At 67.5% G+C, this 14214-nt stretch carries 11 protein-coding genes; 8 read left to right on the top strand and 3 right to left on the bottom strand.

The annotated features are described in order from the left end of the window. The first annotated feature begins 150 nt into the window (after nucleotides 1-150). From ROV93_RS01440 to ROV93_RS01460, 5 genes are all read left to right on the top strand, one after another. Nucleotides 151-2574 (top strand): EAL domain-containing protein, encoded by a 2424-nt coding sequence (locus ROV93_RS01440; protein ID WP_072166836.1) that lies wholly within the window; start codon nucleotides 151-153, stop codon nucleotides 2572-2574. A gap of 108 nt (nucleotides 2575-2682) precedes the next feature. Next, nucleotides 2683-4347, top strand: coding sequence for a GGDEF domain-containing protein (locus ROV93_RS01445; RefSeq protein ID WP_072166835.1), 1665 nt, complete (start codon nucleotides 2683-2685; stop codon nucleotides 4345-4347). A 34-nt stretch (nucleotides 4348-4381) separates the two neighbouring features. Continuing rightward, entirely contained in the window at nucleotides 4382-5104 is a 723-nt protein-coding gene (locus tag ROV93_RS01450) for a pseudouridine synthase (RefSeq protein ID WP_019659152.1), read from the top strand. A 134-nt stretch (nucleotides 5105-5238) separates the two neighbouring features. After that, nucleotides 5239-6309 (top strand): sensor domain-containing diguanylate cyclase, encoded by a 1071-nt coding sequence (locus ROV93_RS01455; RefSeq protein WP_005415818.1) that lies wholly within the window; start codon nucleotides 5239-5241, stop codon nucleotides 6307-6309. Between the two features lie 117 nt (nucleotides 6310-6426). Continuing rightward, nucleotides 6427-7587 (top strand): AAA family ATPase, encoded by a 1161-nt coding sequence (locus ROV93_RS01460; RefSeq protein WP_072166833.1) that lies wholly within the window; start codon nucleotides 6427-6429, stop codon nucleotides 7585-7587. A 30-nt stretch (nucleotides 7588-7617) separates the two neighbouring features. Here ROV93_RS01460 and ROV93_RS01465 read toward each other — a convergent pair whose 3' ends face one another. Further along, entirely contained in the window at nucleotides 7618-8565 is a 948-nt protein-coding gene (locus ROV93_RS01465) for a DMT family transporter (RefSeq protein ID WP_005415820.1), read from the bottom strand. A 79-nt stretch (nucleotides 8566-8644) separates the two neighbouring features. Here ROV93_RS01465 and ROV93_RS01470 point away from each other — a divergent pair, with 79 nt between their 5' ends. Then, nucleotides 8645-9259, top strand: coding sequence for a Pr6Pr family membrane protein (locus tag ROV93_RS01470; protein WP_072166832.1), 615 nt, complete (start codon nucleotides 8645-8647; stop codon nucleotides 9257-9259). On the opposite strand, the gene ROV93_RS01475 is transcribed toward ROV93_RS01470, so the two are convergent. Then, a complete protein-coding gene (locus tag ROV93_RS01475; protein WP_111008399.1) occupies nucleotides 9180-10052 on the bottom strand; it encodes a DUF72 domain-containing protein in 873 nt (290 codons plus the stop codon). The two genes, ROV93_RS01470 and ROV93_RS01475, sit on opposite strands and share 80 nt — an antisense overlap. After that, nucleotides 10049-10492, bottom strand: coding sequence for a VOC family protein (locus ROV93_RS01480; protein WP_072166830.1), 444 nt, complete (start codon nucleotides 10490-10492; stop codon nucleotides 10049-10051). The genes ROV93_RS01475 and ROV93_RS01480 overlap by 4 nt, the downstream gene beginning before the upstream one ends. A gap of 110 nt (nucleotides 10493-10602) precedes the next feature. On the opposite strand from ROV93_RS01480, the gene ROV93_RS01485 reads away from it, so the two are divergent. Continuing rightward, on the top strand, nucleotides 10603-12165 hold the full coding sequence (locus tag ROV93_RS01485; protein WP_072166829.1) for a serine hydrolase: 1563 nt from the start codon (nucleotides 10603-10605) through the stop codon (nucleotides 12163-12165). 155 nt (nucleotides 12166-12320) lie between these two features. Continuing rightward, the gene (gene smrA / locus ROV93_RS01490) at nucleotides 12321-14153 is read left to right on the top strand and encodes a multidrug efflux ABC transporter SmrA (RefSeq protein WP_312538470.1); all 1833 of its coding nucleotides are present in this window, start codon (nucleotides 12321-12323) and stop codon (nucleotides 14151-14153) included. Nucleotides 14154-14214: the final 61 nt, after the last annotated feature.

Consider the following 14214-nt stretch of genomic DNA (forward strand, 5'->3'; position numbering starts at 1 on the left):
GATTAAGTCGTCTATGGCAGGCCATGCGCTTATGCCGAAAATGACTTAATCCCCTCCGTCCCCTTTTTCGCACGGTCAGCACATTGCCGGTCATAGGCTGGTCCGCTTCCAAAGGAGGTTGTCACCGCAGCACATTCGGGGGGATCCGGGATGGGTAGGAGTGGCACGGACCAACAGAGCCGGCGGGTGCCGATGACCCGGGGGCTGGGACTGCGATTTGCGTTGTTGACCGGCATGGCGATCGGACTGGTCGCATTGTCGGCGTTGATCCAGGAACTGCAGGCGGCCTCCACCGCCTGGATCGCCGGCCAGGGATACTGGTCGCGCGGTCAGCAGGATGCGACCGCCGCGCTCAGTCGCTACCTGGCGCGCGGTGATGCCCAGGACCTGGACGATGCACGCCAGGCCCTGCAGGTGCCGTTGGGCGATCTGCAGGCGCGCTTGGCGCTGGAACAGGCGGAGCCTGACGAAGAGAAGGCCCGGCAGGGCTTCCTGCAGGGGGGCAACGCGCACGCCGACATTCCGCGCCTGGTGTTTTCGTTCCGCTACGCGCGCGATATCGGTGCCTTCCGCGAAGCGACCGCGTTATGGCGGCAGACCGACGGGGACCTGATGGCGCTGCAGCGCCTGGTCGATGAGTTGCAGCGGCGGCACGAGGGTGGCCCCTTACTGGCAGCCACGCGTGACCAGTACCTGCAGCAACTGCGTGATCTCGACCGCCGGATGCAGGTGCAGAGCCAGGCGTTCTCGCAGGCGCTGCTGCGGATGGCGACGCTGGTGAGGCTGGCCACGCTGATGGTCGCGGGCCTGTCGGTGCTGGCGATCAGCCTGATGGCGGTGGCCCTGGCGCGCCGCGTCGGCAAGGACCTGACCGAACACGAGAGCCGCTTCCGCGCAGCGTTCTACCAGGCCAACGTCGGCATGCTCAAGCTCGATACCGAAGGCAAGGTGATCGAGGCCAACCAGGCGATGGCCGATATCCTCGACCATCGTCGTGACATGCTGCTGCAGCTGTCGCTGGCTGACCTGCTGATGGACGGCGAGCTGGTCATTGATGGGGTGGGGCGCATCGATTGGGACCGCCAGCTGCGCCCGAGCGAACTGCGCTTCCGCCGTCGTGATGGCAGCCTGGTCTGGGGCCGCTGGAGCGGCACCGGTGTGCGCAGCGCCGGCGGCGGCCTGTCAGTGTTCGCGATCATCGAAGACGTCAGCCAGAACCATGCACTGGCGCGCGAGATCGAGCACCACGCCAGCCATGACCCGCTAACCGGCCTGATCAACCGGCGCGAGATCGAGCGCCTGCTGGAACGCGCACTGCTGCAGGTGCGCAGCGAAGGTGGCACGCACGCGCTGTGCTACATCAACCTGGACCATTTCAAGCTGGTCAATGACAGCTTCGGCCATGCCGCCGGCGACCAGATGCTGCGCAGCTTCGCCGATTACCTGGTGGCGGCGGTGCGCGATGGTGACTGGGTGGGCCGGCTGGGTGCGGACGAGTTCGCGGTGTTCCTCGCCCATGCCGGGCAGGACGAGGCCAAGCGCGTGCTGCAGCGGGTGATCCGCAATCTGGGGCAGGCGACGTTCCCGGTCAGCGAGGGCAGCCCGCAGTTGAGCTGCAGCATCGGCGTGGTCGAGGTCAGCGCCGACGCACCGGATGTGAACTGGTTGATGAGCGCCGCCGACAGTGCCTGCTATGCGGCCAAGCAGGCCGGGCGCAACCGCGTGCACTGCTTCAACGAGAACCGCATGGCGTTGGAGGAACGGCGCCGGGAAGCCGAGCGGCTGCAGGGCGTCAGCCTGGCCATGGCCGAGAACCGCATGGTGCTGTATGCGCAGCGCATCGCCCGCGTCGGCGATCCCACCTACCTGCACTACGAGGTGCTGGTACGCATGCGCGGCAGCGATGGCAGCCTGCACCTGCCGGGCCAGTTCATGCCGGCGGTGGAGCGCTATGGCATGGCCGTGGCGCTGGACCGGCACGTGCTCGGCTTGTTGTTCCGGCACCTGCAGGTGTGCCCGGCGCATGTGCGGCAGCTGGGACTGTGCAACGTCAACGTGTCGGCGCAGTCGATCGCCGAACCCGGCTTCCTCGCCTTCGTCTGCGACCTGCTGGAGCGCAATCGCGCGCTGGCCTCCAAGCTGTGCTTCGAAATCACCGAGACCGCCGCAATCAGCAACCTCAGCCAGGCGCGCGCGTTCATCGATGCGGTGAAGGCGCGCGGCTGCCGGATGGCGCTGGACGATTTCGGCTCCGGGCTGTCCTCGTTCGGCTACCTGCGCCAGCTGCCGGCCGACATCCTGAAGATAGACGGGGCCTTCGTGCGCGACATGGATACCGATCCGGTCAGCCACGCCACCGTGCGCGCGATCAGTGAACTGGGGCGCGAGCTGCAGATGGAGGTGGTGGCCGAATGGGTAGAGACCGCCGAAGTCGCCGCCGCGCTGACCCGGCTTGGGGTGCAGGGCCTGCAGGGCTATGCGGTCGAGCGGCCGCAGCCACTGGAACGGATGACCCTGACCGACCTGCGGCCGGTGCGTCTGGTGGCCGTGAAAGGTCCTCCCGCCGCAGGTTGAACGCCGTCGGCGACTTTGGTCTACACATGCGTTGCAGCCGCGGCTGCGATAATGCCCGCCAGGGGCGACGCGCAGTGGGCGCGGGCGTAAGCAGGAACAGGACGTGGCGTGGGCGGCAGGCAGTGGCAGTACGGAACAGGGGCGGTGCTGGTCGTGCTGCTGGTGTGGTTGGCGACGCCGTGGCCACTGTGGGCCGCTGCCGTCGAAGCCGGCCGCGATTACCTGCTGGTCGGCGCAGCCACCGATGAACCCACTCCACATCGCGCATGCACGCCGGACATGCTGGCCGGTCACCGGCAGCAGGTGCAGGTGCCTGCGCCGCCGGGCGGCTGGTCGGGGCAACCGCAGGCCCTGGACGTGTTCAATGTGTTCGCTGGCGAAGTCCGCGTGCAGTATGGCGATCGCGAGATCTGCGGCAACATGCACGATGCCCGTACCCGAGACTCACGCTTCCGCGCAGGCATCGGGCTGGTGGCGGTGCCGCAAGCGGGCAGTCACGATCCATTCCTGGTGTCGTGGCAGACGCCGTTGAAGGCGCGTTGGGTACCCACCCTTCGGCTGGGCGCGCCCAGTCCCGTGCAGCAGAACGATACCGCCCGCCTGCTGGTGCGCGCGGCCTGCATCGCCGTGGCGATCGCACTGGCGTTGTCGGCACTGATGGCCTTCCTCACCACCCGCGACCGCAGTTTCCTGGTCTACATCGCCGGTACCACCGTGCTGGTGCTTTGGCAGGCCATCCTCGGTGGCCTCAGCGGCTATCCGGAACCCTGGTTGCCGGTGGGCGAGCGCGGTGCCTGGTGGCTGCTGGTGTTGACTGCGGCCACGCAGGCCCTGGTGCTGCCGGCGCTGTGGCGGCTGAATGGCGGTGATCGCCTGTTGCCGCGTTCGCGTCCGTTCCAGCTGCTGGCGCTTTGGGGATTGCTGGTGTTGGCTGCACTGGTGCCCTGGCTGCCATGGGACAGCCTGGCCTGGGTGGCGCAGGGCCTGCAGGTGTCCTATCTGCTGGGCTGTGGCCTGGCGTTGATGGCAGGGGTGTGGGCACGGCTGCGCGGTGACCGCTGGGCGCAGGCGGGGCTGGCGGCGCTGGCGCCGATGCTGGTGTTGATCCTGGCCGACGCCTGCCGCGCGGCGTGGTTGCTGGAATACCGCGTGGAGGCCCTGCAGCTGGCGGTGACCTGGCTGCTGATGATGGCCGCCTACGCACTGAACCAGCGGCTGGGTCGCCTGCGCCAGCAGCGCGATGAACTGCGCCAGCTGGCCGAGACCGATGGCCTGACCGGCCTGCCCAACCGCCGTGCGGGCCTGCAGCAGCTGGCCCGCCACCTGGAGCGGGTTGACCGCGAACGTGGCCCGCTGGTGATCGGCTTCCTCGATATCGATCTGTTCAAGGACATCAATGACCGCCATGGCCACGCCGTGGGGGACCAGGTGCTGGTGGCGGTGGCGCGTGCATTGCGTGCCGCGGTACGCAGCCAGGACCAGGTAGTGCGGATGGGGGGCGAAGAGTTCCTGCTGCTGATGCCGGGCATGCCGCGGGAGGCGGCGTCGGCGCGCCTGGATCGCCTGCGCCGGCACATCACGGAGGCGGCCCGGGCGCTGCAGGTGCCCGGCCTGGAGGTCACCGCCAGCATCGGCCTGGCGCAGTGGCGGCCGGGCGAGGACGATCTCGCCGCGCTGCTGCGCCGGGCCGACCATGCCATGTACGTGGCCAAGCGTGCCGGCCGCAACCGGGTGTTCGACGGCGAAGAACTCGATCCACCCGGCCTGGCATGAAGCGCGGCGGGCGGCGATGCCGGATAATAGGGCGATGACCACCCGACTCAACAAACACATCGCCGACACCGGCTTCTGCTCCCGCCGCGAGGCCGATCGCCTGATCGCCGCCCGCCGGGTCACCGTCAACGGCCATCCGGCCGGCACCGGCGCGGTGGTGGGCGAGGAAGACCAGGTGCTGGTGGATGGCCAGCCACTGCGCGCGCGCGTGGCCCGCAAGCCCGGCGCCCGCCGCCACGTCTACATCGCGCTGAACAAGCCGGTCGGCGTCACCTGCACCACCGAGACGTCGGTCAAGGGCAACATCGTCGACTTCGTCGGCCATGAACAGCGCATCTTCCCGATCGGCCGCCTCGACAAGGACTCCGAAGGCCTGATCCTGATGACCAGCAACGGCGACATCGTCAACCAGATCCTGCGTGCCGAGAATGGCCACCAGAAGGAGTACCTGGTGGCGGTCAACAAGCCGGTCACCGATGAGTTCCTGCGCGGCATGGCGCGTGGTGTGCGCATCCACGACCAGATGACGCTGCCATGCAAGACTTCGCGCATCGCCAAGTTCGGTTTCCGCATCACCCTGCAGCAGGGCCTGAACCGGCAGATCCGCCTGATGGCCGCCGAGTTCGGCTATCGCGTGACCCAGCTGCGCCGCGTGCGCATCGACAACATCAAGATTGGCGCGCTGAAGCCGGGCCAGTGGCGCAACCTGACCGAGCAGGAGCTGCAGGGCCTGCTGCCGAAGCAGCTGGACTGGTAGTGCCCGCCGCTGGCCGGCTGCAATGGGCGCGCGAGGTATCCGGGATGCCGGCCAACGGCCGGCACGACCTGCCATGCGGATTGCGCACCGGCTTCCGCTAGACTTCGCGGTGACCTGCCGGAACGTGACGTTGCATGATCAAGCCCGACAAGCCCGCCAACGAAGCCCTTCGGCTCGAGGCGCTGTACCGCTACCGCATCCTCGATTCGGAGCGTGAAAAATCCTTCGACGACCTAGTGGTGATCGCCAAGGCGGTCTGCGGCACCTCGATGGCGGCGGTGACCCTGATCGATGTCGAACGGCAATGGTTCAAGTCGATCCAGGGCATCGATGCGGCGGAAAACCTGCGCAGCGAATCGATGTGTGGCCATGCCATCCTGCAGCCGCAGCAGATCATGGTGGTCGAGGATGCGCTGCAGGATGTGCGCTTCCACGACAATCCGGTGGTGGTCGGCGATCCGCACATCCGCTTCTATGCCGGCGCGCCGCTGATCAGCTCCGACGGCTTGCCGCTGGGTACGCTGTGCGTGTTCGACGCACAGCCGCAACACCTGGCCAGCGACAAGGCCGAGGCGCTGGCCGCACTGTCGCGGCAGGTGATGCTGGTGATGGAGTTGCGCCGTTTCGCGCTCGACATCCAGAACCACATGCTGGAACGCGATGATTATGAGCGCCTGCTGTCGGAGTACCACGACGTGCTGCTGGCGCAGAACGCCGACCTGGCCGAGCAGAGCCGCACTGATGCGCTGACCGGCCTGCCGAACCGCCGCGCGATGGCAGCGGCGCTGGACGAGGCCGTGGCGATGACCGGGGAGCAGCCCGCTGAGGCCTGCGTTGCGCTGCTGGACATCGATCATTTCAAGCACATCAACGACTTCCAGGGCCACGCCACCGGCGACCGCGTGCTGGCCGAACTGGGCGCGCTGCTGCGGTCGCACTTTGCCGGCCGTGGCATGGCGGCGCGCTATGGCGGCGAGGAGTTCGTGGCAGTGATGCCCGCAACCGACCTGCGCACCGCCGAACTTCAGTGCGAGTTCCTGCGCCTGGCCGTGGCCGACCTGCCACTGGGCTTCCCGGTCACGATCAGTATCGGCATCGCCCAGCACCAGCCCGGTGAAAGCGTGGACGACACGCTGGCACGTGCCGACAAGGCGCTGTACCGGGCCAAGGGCAATGGCCGCAACCGGGTGGAAGTGGCGGGCTGAAGCGCCCCGTCCGGTAGATCCACGCCATGCGTGGATGCTCTTCCCGATTCACATCGCGTCGCAGCGCCTGCGATCAAGAGCGGGCAGCATGACGCCCTGTTTTCCCGGAAGCCGACCATGTTGCAGACCCTGGCCATCGCCCACTATCGCTCGCTGCACGGGTTGGTATTGCCGCTGCAGCAGTTGAATGTGGTGACCGGCGACAATGGCACTGGCAAGTCCAGCCTCTACCGCGCGCTGCGCCTGCTGGCCGAGACCGCGCAGGGCGGCGTCGCGGCGGTGCTGGCCCGCGAAGGTGGGCTGGGCTCGGCGCTGTGGGCGGGCCCGGAAAAAATAGACCGTCGGGTTGCTGCCGGCGAAATCCCCTTGCAGGGTGGCCCACGCCAGGAATCGGTGGGATTGAAGCTCGGCTTCACCACCGACGAATTCGGCTACGCCATCGATCTCGGCTACCCGCCGCCCAGCCGTTCGGCGTTTGCGCTGGACCCGCAGATCAAGGCCGAGGCGATCTGGGCGGGGCCGTTCCTGCGCAGCGCCAACCAGCTGGTCGATCGTCGCGGGGCGATGGTGCGGCAGCGCCATGCGCGCGGTTGGGATCTGGTGGATGACCGGTTGTCGCTGTTCGACAGCCTGTTCACCCAGGTCGGCGATCCGCAGCGCATGCCCGAAACGATCACCCTGCGTGAGTACATCCGTTGCTGGCGCTTCTATGACCATTTCCGCAGCGATGGCGATGCCCCGGCGCGGCAACCGGCGATGGCCACGCGCACGCCGGTGCTGCATCACGATGGCCGGGACCTGGCGGCGGCCTGGGTGACCATCCTCGAGATCGGCGACCCGGTTGCGTTGGCACGCAGCGTCGACGACGCGTTCCCGGGCGCCACGGTCGATTTTGAGGCGCTGGATGGACGCCTGGCGCTGCGCTTCCACCAACCTGGGTTGCTGCGGCCATTGTCGATGGCCGAGCTCTCCGACGGCACGCTGCGCTTCCTGCTGCTGGCGGCGGCGCTGCACACACCACGCCCACCGCCGCTGATGGTGCTCAACGAACCGGAGACCAGCCTGCACCCGGACCTGCTGCCGGCGCTGGCGCGGCTCATCATCGCAGCCAGTGCGCGCAGCCAGGTATGGGTGGTGTCGCACGCCAGCCGGCTGATCGCGGCGTTGGAACAGGCGCCAGGGTGCCATTCGCTGCATCTGTACAAGGAACAGGGCCGCACGCTGTTGAGCGGGCAGGGCCTGCTGGATGCGCCGGCCTGGCATTGGCCGCAGCGCTGATGCGGCCATCCACGCCATGCGTGGATGCACTCAATCGGCGATGTTGCGCGCTTCGGCCGTGCCGAGGATTTCCGGATGCTGCACCGGCTTGCGGCGGTTCAGCAGCGGATGCAGGAACACCGCGCCGACGATGATCGCCACGCCCAGGTAGAACCACGGGGTGACTTCGTGCTGCTCGCGCAGCAGCACCACCGCCAGTACCACCGCATAGACCGGCTCCAGGTTGGTCACCAGCTGCACCGTGTAGGCACTCAGGTGGCGCAGCGCGACCAGGGCCAGGGCGAACGGCAGCAGCGTGCAGAACCCGGCCAGCACCAGCAGCAGGATCCCGTCGTGCAGATTCGGGACCACCCACAGCGGGCTGGCCAGCGCCGGCAGCAGATAGGGCATCAGCGGCGCCAGCAGGGTCAGGGTGAGGGTGCCGGCACCCAGCTCCAGCGCGGTGACCGTGAGCGGATCGGCATGGCTGACCATGCGCTTGTTGAGCGAACCGAACACCGCCACCAGCAGCGCCGAGATCGCGCCGATCAACACACCCAGGCGCATGCCATCGGGCACGCCACCGACCACCAGCGCAACACCCGGCAGCACCGCCAGGCCAAACGCCAGCTCACGCAGCTGGAACGGCCGCTTGGCCACCCACGGCTCGATGATCGAGGTGAACACCGGTGCCAGTGCGATGCAGGTGGCAGCCACCGAGGCATTGGCCAGCTTCACCGCGCCGTAGAACGTCAGCCAGTGCAGGGCGACCAGCGCGCCGATACCGGCGTAGCCGGCGACCAGCCGCGGGGGCAGGGTGCGCAACCCGCGCCAGACCCGCGGCAGCAGGGCCAGCATCGCCGTCACCAGCAGCATGCGCCACCACACCAGCGGCAGTGCGGGCAGGGTGATCAGCTTGCCGAGGATGGCCGTGATGCCCCACAGCAGGACACAGAAATGGATCTGCCACAGCGCTTTGCGGGTGTCGGGTGTGCTCATCGGCCTATTGTGAGGCAATCGTATGGTCGCCGGCGACGCCTGTGGCATGCTCGCGGAAACTCCTCAGGGGAACCCTGCAATGGCTGCCAACCGCTCCGCCCTGCGTGCATGGGCAGCACTGACTGCACTGGTGGCCGCCACCGCGTTGCTGCTGCAATACCTGTTGCTGCTACGCGGCCCCGGGGCGGCTGCCGGGGTCGGCATGGCGACACTGCGCTTCGTTGGTTACTTCACGATTCTCAGTAACCTGGCGGTGTGCCTGGGATGCGTCAGGCTGATCCGTGCGGGTGTGCTGGACACGACTGTCGCCGCGGTGATCGCGTTGTGCATCGGGGTGACCGCGTGCATCTACGTGCTGGCGTTGCAGGGGCTGTGGCAGCCCACCGGGCTGCAATGGTGGGTCGATGCCGGCCTGCACTACGCTGTGCCGGCGCTGTATCTGCTGGGGTGGTGGTGGCTGCTGCCGCATGGGGCGCTGCGCTGGCGCGCGCTGGGCGGTGTGCTGCTGGTACCACTGGTCTACCTCGGCTGGGCGATGCTGGTCGCTGCAATGACCGGACAGGCGCCGTATCCGTTCCTCGAACTGCAACGCCTGGGGCTGGCGGCCTTCCTGCTCAACGTGCTGCGCGTTGCGGGCGTGTTCGTGGTGGGGTGGACCCTGCTGTGGGGGCTGGACCGCTGGCGCCGTCGATGAGGCGCTGCAGGGCCATCGCTGCGGCCGGGTTGCGGGCCTTGCCGGCACCGATGCACAGCAGGTAGACCTCGCGCGGGGTTTCCGGGGCGGGCGCGGCCAGGCAGGGCAGGTCGTCCACCGGCTCGCCGCGTGACCAGCGTCGTGCGCGTTCAGCCCAACGCTGCTGCACGGACGCAGGCAGGCCCTCGTTCAAGCGGGCCTGGCTGCGCTTGATCCGCGCGTAGACGAAGCCCGCACTGACATCGCCATGCAATGGCGCCTCGTCGCTGTCCTCGATCACCAGCGCCACGCCGTGGCGGCGCGCGGCGGCGACCAGAGCCGGTCCATGTGCCTCGGCGTTGCGCACTTCCAGAGCGTGCTGCAACGGCACGCCCTCGAGCTGCTTCGGCAGCTGCGCCATGAGCGCTTCCAATGCATCGGCGTCGGCCGGATGGTACGGATCGAACTGCCACAGCAGCGGGCCGAGCCGGTCACCGAGCGCAAGTGCCGCCTGCAGGAACGGCGTGGCCGCTTCCACGGTGCTGGCCAGGTCGCGGCGCTGCACCAGGTAGCGTGGCGCCTTCATCGAGAAACGGAAGCCTTCCGGCGTCTGCGCGGCCCACTGCGCGCACTGGGCCGCAGTCGGCGTGCGGTAGAAGGTGCCGTTGATCTCGATGCAGCGCAGGGCGCGGCTGGCATGGGCCAGTTCCTCGCGCTGCGGCAGTCCCACCGGATAGAACATGCCGCCGCGCCACTCGGGAAACACCCAGCCGCCAATACCGCAGCGGATCGCCATCTGGCCGGCAGCGGTCACTGGCTGTGGTCCTCGCGCCAGGGGTCGTAGCTGCCGAACCACCACAGGTAGCCTTCAGGATCGGCACAGGCATAGCCGCGGCCGCCGTAGTCCTGGTCGGCAATGTCGATGACGATGCGCGCTCCAGCCGCCTTGGCCCGCGCATAGTGCGCATCGACATCGGTGACGATCACGCAGGCACTCTGGGTCTGGCGGCCGCCGACTTCTCCGGGCAGGACCGCGTGTTCGCTCCACGCGCTCTGGTTGTTGGCCGAGCCGAGCATGATCATGCCGTTGCCGAAGGTGAGCTGGGCATGGAAAACCGTATCGCCATCGGCATGCACGGCCTGGGCATGGAAGCCGAAGGCCCGTTGCAGCCAGTCGATGGCGGCCAGCGCGTCGCGGTAGCGCAGGCACGGAATGATGGTGGAGCCGTTGCTTGGTTGGCCGTTCCCGCCCATGACACCCCTCCTATGGCACGGGGCAGGGTGCATCGGCGACCGTTACCATCCTGCGAAACCCCGGTGACGGCCTGCACATGGCCGCGACCCCTGTTCGGAGATGGTGCTCGATGAAACCCTGGATCGGAGGAGCCGTGCTGCTGGCGTGCACGACCATGGCCAATGCGGCGACCCCGCAGCAGCTGCAGGACCTGGATGCGACCGTCGAGCGCGTGCGCACGCAGTTCGACGTGCCCGGCATCGCCGTGGCCGTGGTCAAGGACGGCCAGGTGGTGCTGGAACGTGGCTGGGGCGTGCGCGAGCAGGGCAAGCCGGAACCGGTGCAGGCCGACACCCTGTTTGCCATCGCTTCCAATACCAAGGCGTTCACCGCCACCTCGCTGAACCTGCTGGCCGAGGACGGCAAGCTGAAGATGGATGACAAGGTGATCGACCACCTGCCGTCGTTCCGCATGTCCGATCCGTTCGTGACCGGGCAGATGACGATCCGCGACCTGCTGTCGCATCGCAGCGGGCTGAGCCTGGGCGCCGGTGACCTGCTGTTCTGGCCGGCTACCTCCTACAGCAACGCCGAAGTGGTGGAGCGACTGGGCAGGGTGCCGCTGAAGGGCGGCTTCCGCGAAAGCTATGCCTACGACAATATCCTGTACGCGGTCGCCCAACAGGTGATCGAGCGCGTGTCCGGCATGAGCTACCAGCAGTTCCTGCAGACGCGCATCTTCGACAAGGTGGGGATGGCCGGCACGCGCTACAACGCCGACCACCTGAAGCCAGGTGACAAGGCGGCGGTCGGCCACGCCAAGTACGATTTCAAGGACCTGCGCACCGTTGCACCGCTGACCTGGTCGAACAATGCCGGCGCCGGTGGCATCTATTCCAGCGCGCACGACATGGCGCGCTGGATGCAGGTGCAGCTGGCAGAAGGCAAGCTGGCTGACGGCACGCCGTTGTTCAGCGAGAAGAGCCAGCAGCAGATGTGGCGGATGATCACCCCGCAGTCGATCCCGGCGCCGAGCGTGCCGGAGCTGGCACCGGCGCGGGCCAACTTCGCCGGCTATGGCGAAGGCTGGAGCCTGAGCGACTACCGCGGGCAGAAGCTGGTCTGGCACACCGGTGGCTGGCCGGGCATGGTCTCGCGGTTGACCCTGGTGCCAGGCGAGAAGCTGGGCGTGGTGGTGCTGACCAACCAGGAAGTGGGTGCGGCGTTCAATGCGATCACCCTGAGCGTGCTTGACGCTTACCTGGGCGGAGAAAAGCACGATTGGGTGGACGCCTATGCCAAGGCCGTGGCCAAGGGTCAGGACAAGGCCGACGAGGCCTGGGCCAAGCACCAGAGCGCACGCGACAAGGGCAGCAGGCCATCGCTGGCGCTGGCCGGCTACACCGGCAGCTTCCGTGACCGCTGGTATGGCGACATGCAGATCAGCGCCGAAGGCAAGGGTCTGCGCCTGCGCTTTGCGAAGACCGCGCAGCTGAGCGGGCGCCTGGAGCACTGGCAGCACGACACCTTCATCGTGCGCTGGGACGACCGTTCGCTCAACGCCGACGCCTTCGTGAACTTCAGCCTGGACCCGGACGGCAAGGTACGCGAGGTGCGCATGCAGCCGATTTCCGACCTGACCGATTTCAGTTTCGATTTCCAGGACCTGCTGTTCACCCCGGTCAAAGAATGAGGGTAGCGCCGGCCGCTGGCCGGCAACCTCATGATCCCTGGAAACGTCGCGAGGTTGCCGGCCGGCGGCCGGCACTACCGGCGCCACGGCATCGTCGGCCGGCGTACACATCCGGCGTGGGATACTCCGCCGGCTATTGATGGCGAGGGAATGCGATGTTCCGTTGGTTTGAATCCCTGATCCCGGTTTTCCCGCCCGTGGATGGGCGCATGCCACCGCGCAAGGTGCTGCCGTTCTACCTGCACTACCTGCGCCCGGTCTGGCCGGTGCTGCTGGCGACCCTGATTGCCGGTCTGCTGCTGGCGCTGGTGGAAGTGGCCATGTTCGACTACCTGGGCCGCATCGTCGACATGGTCGCCGAGCAGCCCGGTGCCGATTTCTTCAAGCGCCACGCCAATGAACTGGGCTGGATGCTGTTCATCACGGTCATCGCGCGGCCGATCCTGGTGGGCCTGCACAACCTGCTGGTCAACCAGGCGATCGTGCCCGGCCTGAGCAACCGCTCGCGCTGGCTGATGCACAACTACGTGGTTCGGCAGAGCCTGAGCTTCTTCCAGAACGACTTCGCCGGCAGTGTCGCCAACCGGGTCATGCAGACCGGTACCTCGCTGCGCGAGTCGGCGGTACAGATGGTCGATTCGCTCTGGTACATCGTGGTCTATACCGGCACGGCGCTGTACCTGTTCGCGCAGGCGGACTGGCGGTTGATGGTGCCGCTGGTCCTGTGGCTGCTCGCCTATGCGGTGATCATGGTCTACTTCGTGCCGCGCGGGAAGGAACGGGCCTGGATTGCGTCCGAAGCGCGCTCCAAGGCAATGGGCCGCATCGTCGATGGCTACACCAACATTCCCACGCTGAAGCTGTTCGCCCATGGCGGGCGCGAGCAGGCCTACGTGGCCGAGTCGATCCAGGAACTGGCGGTCAAGCACCGCGCGCAGACCCGGGTGACCACCGGCATGGACCTGACCATCGCCATCGTCAACGGTTTCCTGATTGCCGGTACCTGTGGGCTCGCGCTGTGGCTGTGGAATGGTGGCCATATCACCGTGGGCGCGATCACCCTGGCGACCGGCCTGGTGATCCGCATCCACAACATGTCCGGCTGGATCATGTGGACCATCAACGGCATTTTCGAGGACATCGGCACGGTGCAGGATGGCATCACCACCATCGCCCAGCCGCTGACCGTGCAGGACCGCAGGGACGCGGTGCCGCTGCAGGTGACCCGCGGTGGCGTGCAGTTCCAGGACATCCACTTCCATTACGGCAAGAAGGGCGGCGTGATCGCCGGCCTCGACCTGGTGGTGAAGCCGGGCGAGAAGATCGGCCTGGTCGGTCCTTCCGGTGCCGGCAAGTCGACCCTGGTGAACGTGCTGCTGCGCCTGTACGACCTGGAAAGCGGCCGCATCCTGATCGACGGCCAGGACATCGCCTACGTCACCCAGGAAAGCCTGCGCCAGCAGATCGGCGTGGTCACCCAGGACACTTCGCTGCTGCATCGCTCGATCCGCGACAACCTGCTGTACGGCCGCCCCGATGCGACCGAGGAGCAGCTGCGTGCTGCCGTAGCCAAGGCGCGTGCCGAGGCCTTCATCGATACGCTGGTGGACGGGCAGGGGCGCCGTGGCTACGACGCGCATGTCGGCGAGCGCGGCGTGAAGCTGTCCGGTGGCCAGCGCCAGCGCATCGCCATTGCCCGCGTGCTGCTGAAGGATGCGCCGATCCTGGTGCTGGACGAAGCGACCTCGGCACTGGACTCGGAAGTCGAAGCGGCGATCCAGGACAGCCTGGATGAGCTGATGGGCGGCAAGACGGTGATCGCAATCGCGCACCGGTTGTCGACCATCGCGCGCATGGACCGGCTGGTGGTGATGGACCAGGGCCGCATCGTCGAGACCGGCAGCCATGCCGAACTGATTGCGGCCGGTGGCCTGTACGCGCGCTTGTGGGCGCGACAGACCGGTGGTTTCGTGGCTGCGGAGCAGTGATTGCTTCAAGGCTTTTTGAACGGGGCACGGAGGCGGAGCCCAGGGAACTGCTTCGACGCAT

It is taken from the genome of Stenotrophomonas maltophilia group sp. msm4 (genome assembly GCF_032025605.1).
In the GTDB taxonomy this organism is placed as follows: domain Bacteria; phylum Pseudomonadota; class Gammaproteobacteria; order Xanthomonadales; family Xanthomonadaceae; genus Stenotrophomonas; species Stenotrophomonas sepilia.

Excerpts from the sequence above, each read along its gene's own strand:
- ROV93_RS01465 (WP_005415820.1), bottom strand. The coding sequence starts at position 8,565 with ATGAGCACACCCGACACCCGCAAAGCGCTGTGGCAGATCCATTTCTGT.
- ROV93_RS01485 (WP_072166829.1), top strand. The coding sequence starts at position 10,603 with ATGAAACCCTGGATCGGAGGAGCCGTGCTGCTGGCGTGCACGACCATG.
- ROV93_RS01470 (WP_072166832.1), top strand. The coding sequence starts at position 8,645 with ATGGCTGCCAACCGCTCCGCCCTGCGTGCATGGGCAGCACTGACTGCA.
- ROV93_RS01450 (WP_019659152.1), top strand. The coding sequence starts at position 4,382 with ATGACCACCCGACTCAACAAACACATCGCCGACACCGGCTTCTGCTCC.
- ROV93_RS01460 (WP_072166833.1), top strand. The coding sequence starts at position 6,427 with ATGTTGCAGACCCTGGCCATCGCCCACTATCGCTCGCTGCACGGGTTG.
- smrA (WP_312538470.1), top strand. The coding sequence starts at position 12,321 with ATGTTCCGTTGGTTTGAATCCCTGATCCCGGTTTTCCCGCCCGTGGAT.
- ROV93_RS01480 (WP_072166830.1), bottom strand. The coding sequence starts at position 10,492 with ATGGGCGGGAACGGCCAACCAAGCAACGGCTCCACCATCATTCCGTGC.
- ROV93_RS01455 (WP_005415818.1), top strand. The coding sequence starts at position 5,239 with ATGATCAAGCCCGACAAGCCCGCCAACGAAGCCCTTCGGCTCGAGGCG.
- ROV93_RS01440 (WP_072166836.1), top strand. The coding sequence starts at position 151 with ATGGGTAGGAGTGGCACGGACCAACAGAGCCGGCGGGTGCCGATGACC.